The 20,798-nt window shown below is 49.1% G+C and carries 16 protein-coding genes and 2 pseudogenes; 7 read left to right on the top strand and 11 right to left on the bottom strand.

The annotated features are described in order from the left end of the window. Window positions 1-7 precede the first annotated feature (7 nt). Together ACES2C_RS20340 and ACES2C_RS20335 are read left to right on the top strand one after the other, a co-directional pair. Window positions 8-2,581 (top strand): ATP-dependent Clp protease ATP-binding subunit, encoded by a 2,574-nt coding sequence (locus tag ACES2C_RS20340; RefSeq protein WP_374164884.1) that lies wholly within the window; start codon window positions 8-10, stop codon window positions 2,579-2,581. A 653-nt stretch (window positions 2,582-3,234) separates the two neighbouring features. Next, window positions 3,235-5,961: a DNA gyrase/topoisomerase IV subunit A gene (locus ACES2C_RS20335; protein ID WP_374164883.1), complete on the top strand. Its 2,727-nt coding sequence runs from the start codon at window positions 3,235-3,237 to the stop codon at window positions 5,959-5,961. A 225-nt stretch (window positions 5,962-6,186) separates the two neighbouring features. Here the strand turns inward: ACES2C_RS20335 and msrA are convergent, their stop codons facing one another. From msrA to ACES2C_RS20305, 6 genes are all read right to left on the bottom strand, one after another. Beyond that, window positions 6,187-6,735, bottom strand: a complete 549-nt coding sequence (gene msrA / locus ACES2C_RS20330; protein ID WP_374164882.1) for a peptide-methionine (S)-S-oxide reductase MsrA — start codon at window positions 6,733-6,735, stop codon at window positions 6,187-6,189. An 89-nt stretch (window positions 6,736-6,824) separates the two neighbouring features. Then, a complete protein-coding gene (locus ACES2C_RS20325) occupies window positions 6,825-8,201 on the bottom strand; it encodes a cytochrome-c peroxidase (RefSeq protein WP_374164881.1) in 1,377 nt (458 codons plus the stop codon). Window positions 8,202-8,227: 26 nt separating this feature from the next. After that, window positions 8,228-8,644 (bottom strand): hypothetical protein, encoded by a 417-nt coding sequence (locus ACES2C_RS20320; protein WP_374164880.1) that lies wholly within the window; start codon window positions 8,642-8,644, stop codon window positions 8,228-8,230. 154 nt (window positions 8,645-8,798) lie between these two features. Beyond that, window positions 8,799-10,256, bottom strand: a complete 1,458-nt coding sequence (locus tag ACES2C_RS20315; protein WP_374164879.1) for a hypothetical protein — start codon at window positions 10,254-10,256, stop codon at window positions 8,799-8,801. Between the two features lie 90 nt (window positions 10,257-10,346). Next, entirely contained in the window at window positions 10,347-12,674 is a 2,328-nt protein-coding gene (locus ACES2C_RS20310; protein WP_374164878.1) for a M1 family metallopeptidase, read from the bottom strand. Continuing rightward, window positions 12,671-13,264 (bottom strand): HupE/UreJ family protein, encoded by a 594-nt coding sequence (locus ACES2C_RS20305; RefSeq protein WP_374164877.1) that lies wholly within the window; start codon window positions 13,262-13,264, stop codon window positions 12,671-12,673. The genes ACES2C_RS20310 and ACES2C_RS20305 overlap by 4 nt, the downstream gene beginning before the upstream one ends. Before the next feature lie 81 nt (window positions 13,265-13,345). Between ACES2C_RS20305 and ACES2C_RS20300 the strand changes: the two genes are divergently transcribed. Further along, window positions 13,346-13,819: a DUF6702 family protein gene (locus tag ACES2C_RS20300; RefSeq protein ID WP_374164876.1), complete on the top strand. Its 474-nt coding sequence runs from the start codon at window positions 13,346-13,348 to the stop codon at window positions 13,817-13,819. Window positions 13,820-13,890: 71 nt separating this feature from the next. Here the strand turns inward: ACES2C_RS20300 and ACES2C_RS20295 are convergent, their stop codons facing one another. The 4 genes and pseudogenes from ACES2C_RS20295 to ACES2C_RS20280 form a co-directional block, all read right to left on the bottom strand. Beyond that, window positions 13,891-14,922: a hypothetical protein gene (locus ACES2C_RS20295; RefSeq protein ID WP_374164875.1), complete on the bottom strand. Its 1,032-nt coding sequence runs from the start codon at window positions 14,920-14,922 to the stop codon at window positions 13,891-13,893. A 495-nt stretch (window positions 14,923-15,417) separates the two neighbouring features. Next, window positions 15,418-16,301, bottom strand: a pseudogene (locus tag ACES2C_RS20290) (class I SAM-dependent methyltransferase). 155 nt (window positions 16,302-16,456) lie between these two features. Then, window positions 16,457-17,209, bottom strand: a complete 753-nt coding sequence (locus ACES2C_RS20285; protein WP_374164874.1) for an ABC transporter ATP-binding protein — start codon at window positions 17,207-17,209, stop codon at window positions 16,457-16,459. After that, entirely contained in the window at window positions 17,206-17,937 is a 732-nt protein-coding gene (locus tag ACES2C_RS20280; RefSeq protein ID WP_374164873.1) for an MlaE family ABC transporter permease, read from the bottom strand. Before ACES2C_RS20280 ends, ACES2C_RS20285 begins: the two co-directional genes overlap by 4 nt. A gap of 228 nt (window positions 17,938-18,165) precedes the next feature. On the opposite strand from ACES2C_RS20280, the gene ACES2C_RS20275 reads away from it, so the two are divergent. The 4 genes and pseudogenes from ACES2C_RS20275 to ACES2C_RS20260 form a co-directional block, all read left to right on the top strand. Beyond that, window positions 18,166-18,567 carry a PspC domain-containing protein gene (locus ACES2C_RS20275; RefSeq protein ID WP_374164872.1) on the top strand — a complete coding sequence of 134 codons (402 nt, stop codon included), beginning with the start codon at window positions 18,166-18,168 and terminating at the stop codon, window positions 18,565-18,567. Then, on the top strand, window positions 18,567-18,713 hold the full coding sequence (locus ACES2C_RS20270; RefSeq protein ID WP_374164871.1) for a hypothetical protein: 147 nt from the start codon (window positions 18,567-18,569) through the stop codon (window positions 18,711-18,713). The genes ACES2C_RS20275 and ACES2C_RS20270 overlap by 1 nt, the downstream gene beginning before the upstream one ends. 7 nt (window positions 18,714-18,720) lie before the next feature. Continuing rightward, on the top strand, window positions 18,721-19,653 hold the full coding sequence (locus tag ACES2C_RS20265; protein WP_374164870.1) for a LiaI-LiaF-like domain-containing protein: 933 nt from the start codon (window positions 18,721-18,723) through the stop codon (window positions 19,651-19,653). 36 nt (window positions 19,654-19,689) lie between these two features. After that, window positions 19,690-20,267, top strand: a pseudogene (locus ACES2C_RS20260) (RDD family protein); the annotation flags it as partial. Here ACES2C_RS20260 and ACES2C_RS20255 read toward each other — a convergent pair. Then, entirely contained in the window at window positions 20,264-20,692 is a 429-nt protein-coding gene (locus tag ACES2C_RS20255) for a Fur family transcriptional regulator (protein ID WP_374164869.1), read from the bottom strand. The pseudogene ACES2C_RS20260 and the gene ACES2C_RS20255 sit on opposite strands and share 4 nt — an antisense overlap. Window positions 20,693-20,798 lie beyond the last annotated feature (106 nt).

Here is a 20,798-nt window from a genome sequence, read left to right as displayed (position 1 = left end):
TTATTAAATGGAAGCTAAATTTTCACCCCGTGTCAAAGACGTAATTTCATACAGCAGGGAAGAGGCATTGCGGCTGGGACATGATTATATTGGCACCGAACACTTGTTGTTAGGTCTGATCCGCGAAGGAGATGGCATGGCTATCAAGGTACTCAAATCGTTGGGTGTAGATACAGCACGTTTGCGGCGCTCTATTGAAGATGCGGTCAAAGGGACAGCGGGAACAACAGCAAATCTGGGGAACATCCCCCTTACCAAGCAGGCAGAGAAGGTTTTGAAAATTACATATCTTGAAGCAAAGATCTTTAAAAGCGATGTAATTGGCACTGAACACCTGTTGCTTTCCATCCTCCGGGATGACGACAATATCGCCTCCCAGATATTGTTACAGTACAATATTAATTACGATGTCTTTAAGGCTGAGGTAGAACAGAACCGTGACGACTTCCGCGATGAAGCACCCGGATCTGCCGCCGGAGACGACGACTTCCGCGAAGAGGAGTCTTCCTTCAGTCAGCCTAAGAAAGTATCTGACATCAAATCAAAAACTCCTGTTCTTGACAATTTCGGTCGCGATCTTACAAAGGCAGCTGAAGACGGCAAACTCGATCCTATTGTCGGACGTGAAAAGGAGATTGAACGCGTGTCACAGATCCTTTCCCGTCGTAAGAAAAACAACCCGATCCTGATCGGTGAGCCGGGGGTAGGTAAATCGGCAATCGCTGAAGGCCTTGCTCTTCGCATCGTTCAGAGAAAGGTATCCAGAGTGCTCTTCAATAAGAGGGTCGTGACCCTTGATCTGGCCTCTTTAGTTGCCGGTACCAAGTATCGCGGACAGTTTGAGGAGAGGATGAAGGCCGTGATGAATGAGCTGGAAAAATCACCTGACGTGATCCTATTCATTGACGAAATTCACACTATCGTAGGTGCAGGCGGTGCATCAGGGTCACTTGATGCCTCCAATATGTTTAAACCTGCTCTTGCCCGTGGAGAGATCCAGTGCATCGGAGCAACTACTCTTGACGAGTATCGTCAGTATATCGAGAAAGATGGAGCGCTTGACCGTCGTTTCCAGAAGGTGATGGTAGAACCTGCCACTCCTGATGAGACGATCGAGATCCTCAACAGAATTAAGGAGAAATACGAAGAGCATCACGCGGTTACGTACACTCCTGAGGCCATTAATGCCTGCGTTACGCTGACTTCAAGGTATATCACCGACCGCTTTCTCCCGGATAAGGCAATCGATGCCCTGGATGAGGCCGGTTCAAGAGTACACCTTACCAATATCCATGTTCCTCAGGAAATCATCGATATCGAACAGAAGATCGAAGAGATCAAGGTAGAGAAGAACAAGGTAGTGCGCAGCCAGAAGTATGAGGAAGCTGCTAAACTGAGAGACACAGAAAAACATCTGCTTGAAGAGCTTGAGCGTGCAAAAGGCGCGTGGGAAGCTGAAACACGTACCAGACGTTATACAGTAACAGAGGATAACGTGGCAGAGGTGGTTTCGATGATGACTGGTATTCCTGTTCAGCGGGTAGGGCAGACAGACAGCCAGAAGCTGCTTGCCATGCCAGAACTGATGGCAGGAAAGATTATCGGTCAGGATGATGCCATTAAGAAGCTTACCAAGGCCATCCAGCGTACACGTGCCGGATTGAAGGATCCAAAGAAACCGATCGGTTCCTTTATCTTCCTTGGACCTACGGGCGTAGGTAAGACCGAACTTGCAAAAGAGCTGGCACGCTTCATGTTCGACAGTGAAGATGCGCTTATTCAGATCGACATGAGCGAGTACATGGAGAAGTTTGCCGTGTCTCGTCTGGTAGGTGCGCCTCCGGGATATGTAGGATACGAAGAAGGCGGACAGCTGACCGAAAAGGTCCGCCGCAAGCCGTACTCAGTGGTATTGCTGGATGAGATTGAAAAAGCTCACCCCGATGTATTCAATATCCTGTTACAGGTATTGGATGAAGGACAGCTGACCGACAGCCTCGGAAGGAAAGTTGATTTCCGCAACACCATCGTGATCATGACCTCTAACATTGGTGCACGCCAGCTGAAGGACTTCGGTCAGGGTGTTGGTTTTACCACTTCGGCAAAGGCTATGCAGGCTGATGTCCACTCAAGAGGAGTTATTGAGAACGCGTTAAAACGTGCTTTTGCGCCTGAGTTCCTCAACCGTATAGACGACGTGATCGTGTTCAACTCTCTTACCAAAGAGAACATCTTCAAGATCATTGATATCGAACTTGCTGCACTGTTTGGACGAGTTAATTCACTCGGATACGACATCGTTCTTACTGAAGACGCGAAAGAATTTATTGCAGAAAAGGGCTATGATTCTCAATTTGGTGCCCGTCCGTTGAAACGAGCCATCCAGAAATACCTCGAAGATCCAGTTGCAGAAGAAATCCTGAAAGGGGAGCTTACTGACGGTGTGGTGATGGAGGTCGATTTTAACAAGGAACGCGAAGAGATTGTTATCACTCCTAAGCCTCCCATAGTACCTGAAGAGAAAACACAGGCTCCAGGATCGAAAAAAGTGACAAAACGGAGGAATAGTCAGAACGACTAAAAGATTCTCTTTATAGTTTTAAAACCCGGCCCTGGCCGGGTTTTTTATTTTAAATTGTTTTGTCTCCACCGCGATCAGGAATCTCCTTTTTATTGCAGGAATGAGATCCCCGCGCCTAGTTCAAAAGATCTGAAAGAACTGCTAATCTGCTTCTCTCCAGATTTGATAACGCTGTTCGCAGATTTCATTCTCGACAAGTCGGTTGCTTTTATCGCGACCATCAGTACTCGCCCGAAGGGCCTAAAGGGTCGCTTCCGCCAGGTTTGCTGAGACTATTGAAAGCATTCTTCAACAGCTTCAATACCAGCGGTTCGGCTGCTTTATAGACCTTATTCGGTCGCTTTTCCAAGCTTTCATGGACCACTGCGGTTAAAACTGGAGGGCGGGGATAAACGTCCATTCGCTTTCATCTCCTGTTTGTGAGCGTAGCTTATGAGTGTTTTTCTTGAAAGTCTATTTGTGTTATTGAGATGATTAATTGCTTTATAAAGCATTGCTGACAGCTTATATCTGACGGCCAATGGCCGTTATTGAGATCGCTTCGTCAAGTTTAAGCGGGCACGAAGAACACTCAATCAACTTTCCTCTCCGTTTGAGACCGCGGCTCATGAGTGTTTTTTGTATCTTTACGCCTCGCAGAGTATTAGAAAAGGATGAACGACGAATCTGTTCAGAATAACGAAAGTAACGACAAACTACAGAATGTAACGCCGATCAACGGCTTATACGAAAACTGGTTCCTTGATTACGCATCTTACGTAATTCTTGACCGTGCTGTGCCTCATGTAAACGACGGACTGAAGCCCGTGCAACGCAGGATCCTCCATTCCCTGAAGGAAATGGACGACGGCCGGTTCAATAAAGCCGCTAACGTGATCGGGAACACGATGAAATACCATCCCCACGGCGATGCTTCTATCGGCGATGCGATGGTCCAGATCGGGCAAAAGAACCTGCTGATCGACACCCAGGGTAACTGGGGGAATCCCGAGACAGGCGATTCGGCCGCTGCACCCCGTTATATTGAGGCCAGGCTTTCTAAATTCGCCAATGACGTTGTTTTTAATCCCGATACCACGGAGTGGCAGTCGAGCTACGACGGGCGTAACCGTGAGCCGGTTACCCTGCCGGTGAAGTTTCCGCTTTTACTTGCTCAGGGTGCCGAAGGGATCGCCGTCGGACTGGCCACCAAGATTCTTCCTCATAACATCCTGGAGTTGATAGATGCCTCTATAGAAGTTCTGAGAGGCAACAGACCCAACCTTCTGCCCGATTTCCCCACGGGCGGAATGGCCGACTGCTCAAATTACAACGAAGGGCAGCGCGGAGGGAAGGTAAGGGTGCGTGCAAGGATCCTCGAACGGGATAAGAAAACCCTCGCCATCACTCAAATACCTTTCTCTACCACCACCGGCAGTCTCATTGATAGCATCATCGCAGCCAACGACAAAGGAAAGATCAAGATTAAAAAGATCGAGGATAACACCGCGAGGGATGTGGAGATCATTATTCATCTGGCCCCCGGTATCTCTCCTGATGTCACGATTGACGCCCTCTATGCTTTTACAGACTGCGAGGTTTCTATTTCACCAAATACCTGTGTAATCCGCGATGATAAGCCGCACTTCATGAGTGTGAACGACATTCTCATCGAGAACACAGAAAACACCCGGGAACTCCTGAAACGCGAACTGGAGATCCGGCTGAATGAGCTGAAGGAAAAGATATTTTTCAGTTCCCTTCTCAAGATCTTCATACAGGAGGGGATGTATAAGAATCCGGAATACGAGAACTCCGGGAACTTTGAGACGGTGGTGCAAGTGCTTAATACCCTGTTCGAACCGTTCTTCCCTCAGTTTTACCGCACCATCCTGCCTGAGGATTACAAAAAGCTGATCGACAAGCCGATGAGCAGCATCACCCGCTTCGATGTGAAGAAAGCGGATGAGCAGATGAAGGTGCTGGAGGACGAAATTAAGGAGGTGACTTACCACCTTAAGCATCTCACCGATTATACCATCGCCTGGTTCGAAAAGATCAGGGAGAAGTACGGGAAAGACAGGGAACGGAAGACAGAGCTCCGCACTTTCGACAAAGTAGAGGCTGCACAAGTGGCTCTGGCCAATGTAAAGCTCTATGTGAACCGCGAGGAAGGCTTTATTGGCAGCGGGCTGAAGAAGGACGAGTTCGTATGCGACTGCTCCGACCTCGATGAGATCATCATCTTCAGAGAAGACGGACGCTTTCTGGTGACCAAGATGCAGGATAAGGTTTTCGTAGGCAAGAGCATTCTCCATGTTGCCGTGTTCAAGAAAGGCGATGAGCGTACTGTCTATAACATGATCTATAAGGACGGCGAGAGCGGCACCTCTTACATCAAAAGGTTCTCGGTACTCGGTGTTACCCGGGATAAGGAGTACGACCTAACCAAAGGAACAAAGGGCTCTAAGACCCTTTATTTCACGGCCAATCCTAACGGAGAAGCTGAAGTAGTAAGCGTACAGCTGAAGCCGCACTCCAAGCTCAAAAAGCTGCACTTTGATATCGACTTTGCAGAGATTGCCATTAAGGGCCGCAGTTCAATGGGAAACATTGTCAGCAAATATCCGGTAAAGAAGATCACCCTGAAGAGCAAGGGGGTTTCAACTCTTGCCGGACGTAAGATTTGGTTTGATGATGTGCTAAGACGTCTGAATGTGGATGGCAGAGGAAAGTACCTGGGCGAGTTTGACGGGCCCGACAAGATCCTTACCGTCCTGTCAACGGGAGTATACGAGCTTACTTCGTTTGATCTCACCAATCACTTCGACGACAAGATGGTTCTCATTGAGAAGTATGAGCCGGAGAAAGTGTATACGGTGGTGCACATCGACGGAAAGTCTAAAAACTACTACGTGAAGCGTTTTACGTTTGATGACCTGGCCATCGGCAAACAAACCAGCATCATTAATGAGGAGCCAGGGTCTAAAATGGTGATCATATCGGGCGCCGCGCAGCCTGTAGTGCAGCTGGATGTCCTGAAAGGAAAAGCGTTAACTCCTGAATCATCAGAAGTGAACCTTGCGGATTTGATCGATGTGAAGGGAATGAAGGCGCAGGGCAACAAGCTTACGCCTCACGATGTCAAAAAGGTAGAGCTCATTGCTGAGCATGATGACGAGGAGGACGTGCCTGATCCCGTACCTGAAACCCCTTTGAAAGAGGCGGTTATTGCCGAGAAAAAGGATGCAGAAGCGGAAAAGGAAATAAGCGCGCCTGATGAACTCGACGAACTCGCCAGGGCTGCAACCGAAAAGAAACCAGCAAAAGAGGTTGATTTTGAGATCACCAATCCCGACGATGTAGATATAGATGACAAAGGCCAGCTGGGCTTGTTCTAGCCTCTGGCCCAATGTTAAAACCTGAGACAGCGGAGACGAAAGTCCCGCTCCTCATCCCTCGTAATCTTCCCGAAGGGATACTGGCGATTGGAAAAGCACACCTGCTTTCACTCTTCCTGCTTCTTCACGTTGCCTCAGCATGACTTCTGAGCCAACGTGCAGGAGAACCCGGTTCAGGCTCTGCCATTCTCCTGCACTGCGTGATGAGAATGGCTTCCAACAGCTTTAATTCATTAACTCCGGCTTGATCTTTTCTTTGAAGTTTTCTGCAAACTTGGACAGCTTGGGCTGGATAACGAACATGCAGTACGGCTTTGAACTGTTTTCGTTGTAGTAATTTTGGTGGTAATTTTCCGCGCGGTAGAAATCAGTGGCAGGCGATACCTCCGTTACGATCGGCTTGTCAAAAACCATCTCTCTGGTTAACTCGTCAATCATTTTTTCCGCTGCAACTTTCTGTTCGGGGGTATGGTAAAAAATCACGGAGCGATACTGGGTGCCAACGTCGTTGCCCTGTCTGTTGAGGGAAGTAGGACTGTGCGTTTTGAAGAATATGAGCAGCAGTTCCTCGTAGGTAACCACCTCTGGATCAAAATCAAGTTGGATCACTTCGGCATGTCCTGTGTCGCCGCTGCAAACCTCCATGTAGCTGGGGTTTGGAGAAGCGCCACCCATATAACCGGAAACCACGTTAGAAACACCTTGTACGGCCTGGAAGACGGCTTCCGTACACCAGAAGCAGCCTGCACCAAATGTTGCTTGTTGTAATGCCATATACTGTTAAAATTTAGGGGCCGGAGACAGGCAGATTATGGCCTCCGGTATATCCTGTTAACAACAATAATTGCGCCACGAACGTGTGCTTACCGCCCGACAGCCGACGTGTCACTAAGTTTCTTCAGAAAGGCAATAATGTCCTTTTGTTCCCGGGGCGATAGCTGTAAATGGTCAAAGGGCAGGGTTTGGTTGGCCAGGCTGATGCCCAGTCCTGATCCTCCGCCCTTGTTGTAGAAGTCGAGCACTTCCTCCAGCGTTTTATAAATGCCGTTATGCATGTAGGGGGCTGTCAGCGCAATGTTCCTTACCGTCGGCGTCCTGAATGCATCCCGGTAGAGCTCCAGCTTCCTGAGGTCGTATTTGCCTTTGTCTGTGTCAATCTTTCCGGACGAGGCTGACAGCGGCACCCCGATCACCTCAGTTTCCGTTTCAGTAAAGTCGGGAGGAACGTTTCCGTTGAACAGTGGGGCGAAGTGACAGGTTCCGCATTTGGCCTTGCCCATGTACAGGTTAAATCCTCGTACTTCACCGGCCGTGAGCTGACTTTTATCTCCTCTCACGTACTTGTCAAACGGCGAGTTAAGACTTGTCAGAGAGCGAATATAACTGCCGATTGCGTTGCGGAGGTGGTAGTCAGATACAGGTTCGCCCGGGCCTGGAAATGCCGCCTTGAACAGCGAAGAGTAGTTTGCATCGCGTTTCAGCCGTTCTACTGCATCGGGCAGGGAGCCATGCATCTCGTCTTTGTTAGAGATCACATCCGTGGCCTGGTCCTCCAGATAAGTGGCGCGATTGTCGTAGAAGAGAGCCGACTGCAGTCCAGCGTTTAGGACAGTAGGCGTGTTTCTTCTGACAAACCTGTTTCCGCTGATCGTCGGACTTTTAGGCAGCCCGTCAGTAAAAGCCTTCGAGGGGTCGTGACAGGTTGCACAAGAGCGTTTTCCATTACCGGAGAGTACAGGATCATAGAACAGCCTCTTTCCCAGCGCCACTTTTTCTTTAGTTGAGCGGGCGTCCATACTTGCCGTATAGTAGTCGGGGTCGAAGGCTTCGCTCTCAAATAGTGTCTCCGCGTCTGAGCGAAGCGGGCGCCTGAAGGATAGCGGAGCCATGCCAAGCAGCCGGGCAGAACGGTAGATCAGGGCTGATGAAGGATTCCCAAACCGGGTAATAAACGCCATCCTGTCGAATGAATTAAAGTCGCGGTTTGTCCTCAGGTAGCGGATCCCGTTATTCAGCACCTTTACCGTTGAGGCGAAGAGGGCTTTATCCTTCCTGCTTAGAGGAGTCTCGTAAAGGCGGTAGAGAAATGCGAGCGACGAAAGCGCTGCCGCTGCTTCTTCCATAGAGTTCTGAGCAACAGGGGCGTCAAAACCGGCGATCCCCATGGTGATAACCCTGAATACCTCCAGTCGCATGGCGTCAAAGACCTGAGGCTCGCCCATCTCTCTCTCTGCCGCCATTGTTTTCAGCCGGTGGAGGTCAGAGATCAGAATGTTAACAAAGCTCTCCAGTTCTTTTTTTGTGAGGGATCTTCATCTGGAAAAAGATAAGGCTCAATCGTCTGGAAGCCGGAGGGCTGGTTGATCCGGTGCTGATCGTCGTCTTCCATAGAAGGAATGGGAGCGCCGTTAATCGCCCTCGCTGTCAGCGGGAAGTAATACTCTGTCAGGAACTCGGTTTTTTTGTAAGCAAGCCGCGCTTTCTTAAATAGATTTTGCGAGGCCGCTTTCCCGCGGTCCCCCCTGATGCTTTCTTTCAGTTCCTTTGCCAGGCTGTCTGTTTGCTCTATCTGATGAAGGTAATAGATCTTTACTTCCGACAGGACGTCGCGTTCTCCGCGGTGTACGCAGCCCTGGGCGAGAACAAGAATGAGGAGTGTTGCAAATATGATTTTAGTATGCATGAATCTCAAAAAAGGAAGTCCCCCGGTTGATGAACCGGAGGACGATTGCAGATTTATGTATATGAAGTGCTTTCTGTTAGTGATTTGCCCCTGGCTGTTGCTGTTACCATTTAACTTACTTTGATCCCTGTCAGCAGATTACGCTCAGGAACGCTTATCTGGGAAGTCCTTTAATCAGCACCACCTGGCTTCCCTGCATTTCATCAGTTCTTTTGCTTCCTTTGTCAGGTGCTTTGAAGGCTTCTTCTTTCCAGGTATGGGGCTGCACGCACAAGGTGAAGGTATCGGGCACTCCGATGACATCAGATATATCAATCAGCGCGCCGTATTCCCAGTTCCCGCGAGCAGCGGTCGCTTTAAACTTCGGATCGTCGCGGCGATGATCCAGTTCCAGAACTTTCTTCAGCTCTTTCGTGGCAATGTTGTACTGATAAATATATCCGTCGTGCGTTTCAGAACCATAGGTGTTCGAGTCCTCCTGAATGTATACGTAGTTTTTGGTGACACAAATGTTGTCGGGGTTCTGAAAATCCTTCGCAATGCCGTTATCATCATCGCCATCAAGTATACATTCGAGTTTACCCTTCGTTGGGTCGTTCTGATCGAGCATCAGGCGGTAAGTGCGGCCCATTTTGGTTCTTGAGCGGTCAAGGTTGGTTTTTGCATAATCCTGACCTGTAACGTTAAAGTAGATTTCTCTTCCTGCCGCCGCGCTTCCCTTGCGGTAGTCGATGTCTTCCACCCGGCCAAACTTAATTGCCTGAAGCGGATCCACCATCGCCTGTACTTGTGCACCGGTTAGCGTTTTATGGTTTTCAATCTTCACAAATTCCACGTCATAAGAGCTGCCTGCCTGCATGTCCATCTCTTTCTGGTTGCCGTCTTTCCTCTTCAGCATGTACTGCGTACCGTTCTCAAGATCGCCAACGGTCTTCGATATGTACAGCACCACCTGACCTCCCGAGGCATCGTCTGCATCTTCGCCCAGAACCAGTACTGTTTTTCCGGGATACGCATCCTTAGGCAGCGGGACTGCATTTTCTCCGCTCCAATGTCCAAGTCCTCCTGCGGTAGAGTTTGACTGGATGCCCGAAGTCAGGGGATTTATTTTGTGCGTTTGTGCTTCTACGTCACTTTCGCCGACGCATAGGTAAGTAGGGCCGAATCCGTGTTCTGCAGGGGTGACCATGGTGCCCGAACAGAGACGCCACTGTCCGGCGTCAGAATTTAATACGTATTCACCTTTAACAGGCTTGAAAGTCGCATCGAAGCTAATCTTTGACAACGAGTAGTTGTCTTCATTGTTAACAAGCATGACGAAGCCGCTGCCGTTCGGATCTTTGATAAGGCCGGCCCCATCGGCAGATCCGCCAAAACGATACCCGGGAGATTCGGGGAACTCATCTTCGCTGCTGAATAAGGAGTAGAGTTCAAGACTTTCAAAACCCGGCAGTTTTTTTAACAAGGCAGGCGTTTTCGAGTGATCCTCAAGCTTTACGGATACGGGGCTGTTGTTGTCGTCCTTGTCATCTTTACAGGCCTGGAATGTGGCCGTTCCGATAAGGGCTGATGCAAGAAGTGACAGGGTTAGATGTAGATTTTTTGATTTCATATTAAACGGTTGATCTGTACAAACATAGATCAACCGTTTAATCAGGATATTATCCTTGTTTTAACATATTGTTATCTTCTGCAAGGGACACTACTGCCTTGCATCACGCATTGGGTTAGAGCCGTCAGAAGATCCGCGGGGTAGCTGCTTTTGCTTAAAGAGCTCGAAGCGCGAATGCTGAAGCGCCCGCGGCCAGCTGTTGTTTGTTTCGTCAATGTCGGCCGTTTCCCTGAACGGGTCCAGTTTTACTGAAACAACTTCCTTGTCCTTGGCGAATACTTTCGTGACAGCATTCTCATTCTTTCTCCAGATATAGGCGGGGATGCGTTCTACTTCCTTGGTGCCATCCGTGAAGGTCCACTCAATGATGACCGGCATCACAAGTCCGCCCACATTTGAAAAGTGAAGCTCGTAAAAGTTCTTCTTGCTTTCGTAAAGCTTCTTCTCTTCCGGTGTAAGAGACTCGTAGTACTTCTTAAAATTCTCGGAAGCATTTCGGCTCACCCCAAATCTGTTATAGGTGCTGTAAAAGTCCTTCAGGGAGCTGTCTTGTTCCACTGCAAACTTAATTCCTGCTTCCCGGTTACGCTGTCTGCCAATGTTATACTGGCTTTGTTCGTATTCCTTCTGGTCGATCGCGTTTTCAACCTCCGGGTTTAACGTATTCATCCGGTAGTACTTCACGCTGTCAAGCGAGATATCCACCGGATCAGTTCCATAAAACCAGCCTCTCCAGAACCAGTCGAGGTCAACAGCCGAAGCGTCCTCCATCGTCCTGAAGAAGTCGGCAGGCGTGGGGTGTTTAAACGCCCAGCGTTTGGCGTACTCTTTAAAGGCGTAGTCGAACAGCTCTCGCCCCATCACCGTTTCCCTCAGGATATTGAGCGCAGTAGCGGGTTTTGCATAGGCATTAGGACCAAAGTTGATGATGTTCTCCGAGTTGGTCATGATCGGTTCCAGCTGATCTTTCGGCATCTTCATATAGTCGATGATCTTGTGCGCCGGTCCCCGCTGTGAGGGGTAGTTGTTGTCCCATTCCTGTTCGGTTAGATATTGACAGAAGGTGTTAAGCCCTTCATCCATCCAGGTCCACTGCCGCTCGTCAGAGTTGACGATCATCGGGAAGAAGTTGTGCCCCACTTCATGAATGATCACGCCGATCATCCCATACTTGATGGCCTCCGAGTAAGTGCCATCCTTCTCCGCTCTTCCATAATTGAAACAGATCATCGGATACTCCATGCCGTTTGCTGCTTCAACTGAAATAGCTACCGGATAGGGGTAGGGGATGGTATATTTCGAATAGGTTTTAAGCGTATGCGCCACTACTCTGGTAGAATATTTGCGATAAAGCGGGTAAGCTTCGGGTCCGTAGTAAGACATTGCCATTGTTTTCTTTCCGTCTATGTAAGTGGCCATCGCGTCCCAGACAAGGCGGCGTGATGATACGAAGGCGAAGTCGCGCACATTGCTGGCTGTATAAGTCCAGGTTTTCTTTGCGCGGGCTTTGTTGCTCATCGCCTTTTTTGCCTCATCCAGTGTGACAATTTCCACAGGCTCTTTGGTGCTCTGAGCCTGCTTCCAGCGGTTCAGCTGTGCAGAGGAAAGCACCTGGGCATAGTTCTGACACTCCCCGGTGGCGCCAATCACATGGTCAGCCGGAGCGGTGATGTTCACCCTGAAGCTTCCGAAAGGCAGGGCGAATTCTCCGCTGCCCATAAACTGCTTGTTCTGCCAGCCCTGGAAGTCTGAGTACACGGCCAGACGCGGGTACCACTGCGTAATGGTATAGAGATAGTTGTCGTCTTCGGGGAAATATTCATAGCCGCCCCTGCCTCCAACAGTCATCCTGTTGGGGATGTTGTAGTACCAGGCGATCCTGAAGACGATCTTGCTGTGAGGCTGCAGCACAGAAGGCAGGTCGATCCGCATCATCGTGCGGTTGATCGTGTACTTCAGGTTCCCGCCCTTTGCGTCGGTCACTTTCTGGATCTTCACACCCAGGTCCTCGTTGTTCCCGATAATGCGCTGGAGCTCCTGGGCACTCATCTGCTCCTTAATGGAGCTGCCGCTGGTTTTGTTGTTGTCGTTCTTCGGATCGTGCTGGTTCTCATCGAGCTGGATCCAGATATAGCTCAGGGGATCGGGAGAGTTGTTTGAGTAGGTGATCGTTTCATTTCCGGTAATGCGTTGACGCGCATCATCGAGATCGACATTGATCACATAGTCTGCCCGCTGTTGCCAGTACTGCGGCCCCGGCGCTCCGGAGGCAGAGCGGTAGCCGTTAGGATCCTGAAGGATTGTGCCCAGCTGCTCGAACTTGTTGCCGTGGTTAGAACCGGGATTGTTCAGGTTCTGCGCTGCAGCAGAGGAACAGATAAGCGACGTGCAGACAAGTAAACGTAAATAGTACTTCATGTATGGTGAATGAATAATGTTAAACGTTCGATAGACATCACAGTGGCGATTCCGAAGATCGCGGAGGAGAGAAAAACCGTCCACTCCCGCGCAGGAGCACGAAAGATCCGTACTGCCAGCCAGGAGAGGGTTAAGACGACTGCTACAATCAGGATCTGTCCAAATTCCAGCCCGATGTTGAAAGCGAACAGTTCGGCTACAATGTTGGTGCTGCGCCCCAGCAGGCTCTTCAGGTAATTGGAAAAGCCAAGGCCGTGGATGAGGCCGAAAAGAGCAGCCAGCAGGTACTTGACGTTGATACCGGAGCGGGCAGGCTTCTTCCTGACGATGTTATACAGACAGGTCAGTACAATGGTCACCGGGATCAGGAACTCGATCAGGGCCGACGGGATGCGCACTTTATCGTAAACACTCAGGGCCAGCGTGAGCGAGTGCCCGAGAGTAAAGGCGGTAACGAGTATCAGTACGCTTCGCCACTCTTTTAAAGTGTAAATGCCGCAAAGCGCTGTAACAAATAGAATGTGATCGTAGCCTTGCCAGTCAAGTATGTGCTGCCAGCCCAGCTCAAAGTACATGGGGAAATCCTGCATTTATCGCCCTTTTCGTATTTTTGTAATAATAATAGTGAAATCTTGCATAAGAGATTTTAAAAATAGCCGTTTCTGATAAATATGTTACAATTTTTGCTTCTTTTTAATCTTTTGATGCACCCGTTCTATGTGAGTGTAACTGAAATTCGCCATAACGAAAAGAATAAGGTGCTCGAAATCAGCAGCCGCGTGTTTTTTGACGACTTTGAGGCGGCTCTTGAGAAGCGCTATAAGGTTCCGGTCAATATTTTAAAGCCTGCAGACAGGAAAAAGGTCGACCAGCTCATTGCCGATTATATGAAGAAGCACTTGCAGGTATCGCTGGATGGCAAAAAGCAGGAGCTGAGATACCTGGGATATGAGATTGAAGAAGACGGTGCCTGGTGTTATTTTGAAACAGCCGCCGCTGAGCGCCCAAAGAATGTGGTGGTTACAGATAATATCTTGTACGACGAGCATTCTTCGCAGATCAACATGATCCATGTAATTGTCAACGGGGTCAGGAAGAGTACGAAGCTGGATAATCCTTCCAGTCGCGCTGCATTCTCGTTCTGACTTTCCTGGCACAGAGGCAATGGAAACAGCCCCGCGTCTTTGAGCTACGCCGGGGCTGCTTTAGTTCTTTGCTATTGGTACTGGATATAGATCGGCTGAGGTTTTAATTTCAGCAACTCCTCAGGCGTCATCATCCGGTGAGGGGCTTTCTTGATGTCGTTCTTGTAGAATAACTTGAAGCCGGTGAACTGCACCGGTTCCGGGTGAATCCAGTGCCTGTATGTACCTTTCTTCAATTCGGGCTCTCCCCATCCGTCCATATGCATCACCAGCTGAACTTCAGGATGAAGTTTAATGTTCTGACTGTTGGTCACCATCTTCTTCGTGAAACGATGCACGGTGAAAACTTTCGGCGGAAGGTTATTCTCGCGTACCAGCTTAACAAGGAAATCTGAGCAGTAGTTAATGTCTGCAGCATCGTACGTCCCGATCCTGGTGCCCGGTTTTGCGCCCGACTTCATCGAAAACTCAGGATCGATCCCGAGGTGAACCTGCGGCATTTTTAAATATTTTTCAAGCAGCGGAAGCTCTGTCCTGATGTCGCTCAGTGCTACCTGTATATCGAGGAATACGATCGCATCAACCTTCTTTGCGATCTTAAGGACCGAGTCGATCTGCTTTTCCGGCATGCGGAAGCGGTATTTCCCGTCCTTACCGCCATCTCCCTGTGCCACCACTGCTATATAGTGGAGAGCTGGCTGCACAGGCGTCTTCGGATCTGCCTTTTCCCAGTGGTTTACTTCCTGCTTCAGGCGTGAGAGCATTTCATTTGGCGGATACTCGCCTAATATTCCCATTCTTTTTGAGTAGAGATTGCCGTAATAGGCCACGATCCTCTTGAAGGGGAGGATGGCGCCGGGCAACGGATAAGGCTGCTTTTTTACCGGCCAGTATCCTGAGGTATCGCCATTGGCCAGGTCTTTTATCTTTTGATTATAAGCATTTGTGTCAATGACCGTGCTGGTTGTAGAGGAGTCTGCTGCAGAGCCGGAGACAGCCGTCGTTCCTGATAATTTATCTCCGGTTTTGCCAGAATTTTGTCCGCAGCCAAGGGATACAAAGCCGATGGCCAGTGCAATTAAAAAGGTGTGCTTATAATTCATATTAGAAATTTGCCGCAAATTAAATAAAAACCGGAAAGGAGCAAGCAGAACTTTGGGGTATATCAGCAAAGAAGTCAGGGGTGTCAGAAATTTTACCGACCTTTACTCATGTGCCGGCCTCCTCATACCGGCGAGACTGGTTTTCAACCAGTCAGGTCCTGCTCTGGTCAGAATCAGTGCCGTTTCAAATTCGATTCATGATCGTCACGCGTGCGGGTTGAGTGGGGGGTGAGTCCGGGTTGAGTGCGGGTTTTTCAGGAAATATCCGGAGTCAACCCGCACGCATCCCCCAAGTATCCTTCTGGTACAACGACTCTTTTGTATCCATGGAACGAGCCTGAACCAGTACTGAACAGGCGGAGAGAAACTTAGCCGGCGCCGCAAACGCTCAGAAGAAGGGCGGTGCCTGTTGAAGTCTCTTTTCTTCACATTTTTGCGGAAACGCCCGCCGCGCTGAGATGCGGAAGGCTTGTGAGTGTGCCTGGCCGCTTTCTTTTATTTTAGCTTTCTTACTTTGCCGAACACCCCAAGAGGCAGCTTGCTTCCCGCAGTTGCCTGCAGATATAGTTCGCCTGTCTCCAGGTTTTGCGGATCTTTTAAGGTTCCCTTCAACAGATTTTCGACGATCACCGACGAGAAGCCCAGCGAATAGGTGTTGAGTATCAGAAAATGTTCCTCCTCGTCAAGCAGCTTACTTACGTCCTGCATCATCTCCAGGATGTGGTCTTCCAGTTTCCATTTCTCGCCATTGGGCCCATGACCGTAGGCCGGGGGATCGAGAATGATGCCATTGTATTTTTTCCCTCTCTTTATTTCCCTCTTCACAAACTTGAGGGCGTCTTCTACCACCCAGCGGATATTACTCAGCTCAGAGATTTCCTGATTTTCATTTGCCCAGGTAACCACCTGCTTGATCGAGTCAACATGCGTGGTGTCGGCGCCTGCTGCTTTTGCTATGAGCGAAGCTCCCCGGTATAAGCAAAGAGATTCAGGACTTTGGGTTGTGGGGTTTTGAATTTTCGGACGGTCTCAGAGATGTAATCCCAGTTGACGGCTTGTTCAGGAAATACCCCGACATGCTTGAATGAAGTGAGCGCCATCCGAAGGCGGATCTGTACGTCCTTATTCCCATACGTGATGTGCCACCGGTCAGGTGTCCTGGGATTCTTTTTAATCCATTCTCCGGATGTTGCTGAGCGGCCTTTGAAGCGAATATCGTGCATCCTTTGCCATTCAGACTGGGGTAATTGTTTTGCCCATACCGCTTGTGGTTCAGGCCGTATCAATATGACGTTTCCAAACCGTTCAAGTTTTTCAAAATCTCCGCAATCAATCAGTTCGTAATCTTTCCAATGGGAGGGGCTAAGTAATGAGATCATCTGTTACATGCCGGCTTTTAGATTATGGCAACAGCCGCCAGCGTAGGCAAAAATAGCGATATTAGAGCAATATTTGGCTTCCTTTCCCCAAAAGCTTGTGCAGGGGAGGCGTTGCTGCGCGCGAACTAAAAAGCGCCTGAACAACACCGCCGAAATTAAAGCTTTTCTTTTGCTGCCTGCGTAAACTTACTGGCGAATACAAAGTCGTTCACCTGTTCGTTGTCGGTATGCGCGATCTCTTTGTTGGATCCTTCCCATTCTTTACGGCCCTGGTACAGGAAGAGGATGCTTTCTCCGATGCCCATCACCGAATTCATGTCGTGTGTGACCACTACGGTGGTGATGTTGTACTCGTCGGTGATTTCATTGATCAGCTCGTCAATGAGGATCGCTGTTTTAGGATCCAGACCGGAGTTAGGCTCATCGACAAAGAGATATTTGGGCTGCATGGAGATGGCACGTGCAATGCCCACCCGTTTTTTCATTCCTCCCGAAAGTTCCGAGGGGTAGAGTTTGTTTTTGCCGGCCAGGTTGACGCGCTCCAGACAGAAATTCACTCTTTCGAGCTTTTCCTCCGGACTTTGAGTGGTAAACATGTCGAGGGGGAACCTGATGTTCTCTTCCACGGTCATGGAGTCGAATAGGGCGGAGTTCTGGAAAAGCATTCCGATTTCCTTCCGGATCTCAATGCGTTCCTCTGTATCCATCCGGGTAAAGTCTCTGCCGTCGTATAGCACTGTTCCCTGGTCGGGCGCATGAAGTCCTACCATACACTTAAGGAGCGTTGTCTTCCCTGATCCTGATCCTCCTATGATCAGATTGTTCATGCCTTCTTTGAATACCGCAGATATTCCCTTTAAGACATAGTTTTCGTCGAATGATTTATGAATGTCTTTTATTTCTATCATAAGAGGAGGTCGGTGATGATATAGTCAGCAAAAAGGATGGTAATACAGCTGGTGACAACCGTATTGGTGCTTGCCCTTCCCACTTCCAGAGCACTTCCTTTTACATAAAATCCCTGATAGGAGGAAACAGAGGTGATGATGAATCCGAAGAAGAATGCTTTGACCAGTGCCACTACGATGGTGTAGGGGTTAAAGCCTTCTGTAATGCCCCGGTAGTAATCTGCGCCTGTTATGGCACCGGAAAAAGTACCTCCGATATATCCGCCGAGGATGGCCAGCCCGATCGAGACGATGACCAGGAGCGGGATCATGGTGATTCCGGCGATGATCTTAGGAAGAATCAGGTAGCCCGGTGCATTGATCCCCATAATCTCCAGTGCATCGATCTGTTCAGTGACACGCATCGTCCCTATTTCGGAGGAAATAGACGATCCGATCTTTCCGGCAAGTACCAGCGCGCTGATGGTTGGGCTCAGCTCTAGGATAGTTGAGTCGCGGTTTACTGAGCCAATGATGGTGCGCGGGATTAAGTCGCTTTGTAGCTGAAAGGCGATCTGCAGGGTCATAACCGCACCGACAAAGATGGAAATGATCCCGATGAGATACAGGGATCCTACTCCAATATAGGCCATCTCATTGACGGTGTTGGTGGTATAAATTTTCCATTTTTCCGGTCGCTTGAATACGGCCTTTAGTAAGAGGATGTACCTTCCGAAGTGAGTAAACATGTTCTATTTCAGTGTAAAATTAATTATGCTCGTGGCAATGTCAATATATCGGTGCGCGAAGCGCCGTTCAGTTTGTCTGATACAACAACACAATCTTCTGATATGATGTTTTAATTAATGCTGTTGCTCCTGTTTCCTGAGTCCTTCTGTAACAAGTGTAAGCCATTATCATCTAACCGGTAAGTAAACCCCAAGGGGTTTGTATATGAAGATGTAAATAAAAGTAAAATGGACAGGAAATTACAACGCGACGAGAATAAAAAAATGCTGGGAGGCGTGGCTGCCGGCCTGGCAGAATATTTTGAGCTGGATGTTACAGTGGTCAGGGTTATTTTTGTATTGATGGCGGTTTTTGGTCTTGCAGGAGTTCTGATCTATCTCATTCTGTGGATTGTAGTACCCGCTAAGTCTCTTTTTGATCCTTATGGTGGTTTTAATACAGGATACAAGACTTTCAGCGATATCCCTCCGGCGGGGGGCGTACCATTTGAACCGGCACAAACCATCAGGAAACGGAGCAAAGGTCGTGTGATAGCTGGGGCAGTACTGGTGCTGCTTGGACTGTATTTTCTGTTTGACCAGTTTTTTTCCTTCCCGCATGGTTTGCACTCAGCAAGCTATGGCCGGTAGTGCTGATCGTCATTGGGGCGATGATCCTTGGAAAATCGTCAAAAAGGAATACCTTTAGTGGGTTCCATGACGCGGGGGCGAAGGATCCTGCAGGTGATACAAATGCGACAGAGGGTGATGAACAAGGTGGTAAACCTTTAATGTAAGATTGAGATGAAAACAGATAAAATAATTTGGGGTCTTGTCCTGGTGTTTGTCGGCGGGATCCTGTTACTGCAGAATTTCAATGTGATCGACTTTCAATGGCGGGTGATCTGGCGTTTCTGGCCTCTGATCCTGATCTTAATAGGGGCAAATATGCTGGTAACAAAGGACGACTCGCGGGCTGGCGCGTGGGTATCTGTGGTGCTTACGGTAGCGGCTCTTGCTTTTGTGGGCTGGAAGGGATCGTCTCCTCCTTCTGCTGAGGGTGCCGAATGGTCTTTTGAGGAGGAGCGGGAGGAGCCGGTAAATACGAAGACCACCTCGGCCGTGTACAATGAGACCTTCACTGCAGGAACAAGGAAGGCTGTCCTGAATATTACGGGAGGGGCAACAAGTTATGTGATCAGTGACACAACCGCGCAGCTCTTTCTTGCAAGGGTGAACAGCAAGTTTGGTAACTATTCTCTTAAGAAAGTGACGAAAGACAGCTTGGAAACACTCGACTTCAAGATGTCGGGTAAGGGCGATTGGAACATGGGCGACCGGGTACCAAACAGGGCCAGCATTGCTCTGAACCCTATCCCCGACTGGGAAATAAACGTGGAGACCGGTGCAGGAAAGGCAGATCTGGATCTTTCAGCCTTCCGGGTGAACAGTTTTAATTTCGAGGGAGGAGCTACCAAGCTTTCTCTGAAGCTGGGACAGCCGCTGGCAGAAACAAAAGTAAATATTGAGACGGGGGTGTCTAAAATCCGTATTCTTATCCCGCGTGATGCCGCTTGCAGGATCAAGACCGACTCTGGCCTTTCGCTCAGCAACTTCCAGGGCTTTAACAAGGAGCAAGAGAATACCTATGTGACGCCCAATTTTAACCAGGCGTCTAAAAAGATCATTATTAATTTCGAAGGAGGGCTTTCAAAGTTTGAAGTCGACAGATATTAGTGCAGGCAAGTCTTTCCTGGTGGTGTTAGGGGGAAGCCCTCGGGGCCATATTCCCGCGAAGAGCTGAGAACCCTGCCTATCGGGCCCGACACCTTTGTGAAAGCAGAGGGGATGGGCGATTACAAGGAAATCCGTGAGATGAAGGATCTCTCGGCTTTCCTTGGCTTCGATCATGTGGCTATCCCTGCGCCTCAGTACTATGCAAGCCCTGATGTCAGGATGCTGGCGGTAGTGATTGATTACCTGCTGGTTTTTGGCTTCTATATTGTCCTCTTGCTTGTCGTTCTGTCTTTTGTGACGTCGGAGTATCTGAAGGTTGCCTTATCCGTCACTACATTGCCTTTGATCCCTCTTACCAAGCTTACGCTTGGTGTGTTTATGGAGTGTTCATCGAGGCAGGGGACGTTTGGGAAGAGCTGGCTTGGTATTAAGGTGACAGATAAAAAGGGAGGCGCATCAGCTTTTTTCGCAGCCTTGCGAGGAACGCTTTCAAGATTGTGCCTATACTGACCCTGGGCATCGGCTATCTTACCGGCTTTTTTAACCAGAAGCAGCAATGCCTGCACGATCTAATGGCAAGAACCGTGGTCATCAAAGACCGGCTCACCAATTAACTTTGCTTACTGGCGCACTTATCGCAAATTCCGGTTACCACTAAGCTCACTGCCTCGGCCTTGAATCCCCTGGGGAGGTTAATCGCGGGAATGTGCATTTCGTTGAGACAATAAACGCCGTGACATGCGGTGCAATTGAAGTGAAGGTGCTCATCGTGATGATCATGTTCGGAACATTCGGACTGGCACACGGCATAATTGGCCGTGCCATTCATGTCAATGATCTTATGAATGATCCCCTTTTCTTCAAATGTTTTCAGAATGCGGTAGAGGGTCACCCGGTCAACTTCTTTACCTAGTATGTCCTCCAGATCAGGCTGCGAGGTTGCAACTTCGCGGTTGGAGAGTACCTCCAGGACGCTGTTTCTGGGTCCAGTCTTTTTTAAATTATATTTTTCGAGTAAGTGGTCGTATTTCCTTTGCATCTCGTCCTTTCAATTCGACACGGCTGTGCGTTGCTGAGTTTAACAAAATTAACAAATATTGTTAAATCCTCAATAGGCGCCCTGAGCCAAGGCCGCCAAATAGAAG

Origin of the sequence: Arcticibacter sp. MXS-1 (assembly GCF_041902385.1) — a bacterium.
Classification (GTDB): Bacteria; Bacteroidota; Bacteroidia; order Sphingobacteriales; family Sphingobacteriaceae; genus Arcticibacter.
This window is presented reverse-complemented; position numbering and strand designations above follow the sequence as displayed.

Bases quoted from the DNA above. Each gene is read 5' to 3' on its own strand.
- ACES2C_RS20335 (WP_374164883.1), top strand. From the start codon at position 3,235: ATGAACGACGAATCTGTTCAGAATAACGAAAGTAACGACAAACTACAG.
- ACES2C_RS20310 (WP_374164878.1), bottom strand. From the start codon at position 12,674: ATGAAGTACTATTTACGTTTACTTGTCTGCACGTCGCTTATCTGTTCC.
- ACES2C_RS20275 (WP_374164872.1), top strand. From the start codon at position 18,166: ATGGACAGGAAATTACAACGCGACGAGAATAAAAAAATGCTGGGAGGC.
- msrA (WP_374164882.1), bottom strand. From the start codon at position 6,735: ATGGCATTACAACAAGCAACATTTGGTGCAGGCTGCTTCTGGTGTACG.
- ACES2C_RS20305 (WP_374164877.1), bottom strand. From the start codon at position 13,264: ATGCAGGATTTCCCCATGTACTTTGAGCTGGGCTGGCAGCACATACTT.
- ACES2C_RS20315 (WP_374164879.1), bottom strand. From the start codon at position 10,256: ATGAAATCAAAAAATCTACATCTAACCCTGTCACTTCTTGCATCAGCC.
- ACES2C_RS20295 (WP_374164875.1), bottom strand. From the start codon at position 14,922: ATGAATTATAAGCACACCTTTTTAATTGCACTGGCCATCGGCTTTGTA.
- ACES2C_RS20265 (WP_374164870.1), top strand. From the start codon at position 18,721: ATGAAAACAGATAAAATAATTTGGGGTCTTGTCCTGGTGTTTGTCGGC.
- ACES2C_RS20255 (WP_374164869.1), bottom strand. From the start codon at position 20,692: ATGCAAAGGAAATACGACCACTTACTCGAAAAATATAATTTAAAAAAG.
- ACES2C_RS20285 (WP_374164874.1), bottom strand. From the start codon at position 17,209: ATGATAGAAATAAAAGACATTCATAAATCATTCGACGAAAACTATGTC.
- ACES2C_RS20280 (WP_374164873.1), bottom strand. From the start codon at position 17,937: ATGTTTACTCACTTCGGAAGGTACATCCTCTTACTAAAGGCCGTATTC.
- ACES2C_RS20320 (WP_374164880.1), bottom strand. From the start codon at position 8,644: ATGCATACTAAAATCATATTTGCAACACTCCTCATTCTTGTTCTCGCC.
- ACES2C_RS20300 (WP_374164876.1), top strand. From the start codon at position 13,346: ATGTTACAATTTTTGCTTCTTTTTAATCTTTTGATGCACCCGTTCTAT.
- ACES2C_RS20325 (WP_374164881.1), bottom strand. From the start codon at position 8,201: ATGGCGGCAGAGAGAGAGATGGGCGAGCCTCAGGTCTTTGACGCCATG.
- ACES2C_RS20340 (WP_374164884.1), top strand. From the start codon at position 8: ATGGAAGCTAAATTTTCACCCCGTGTCAAAGACGTAATTTCATACAGC.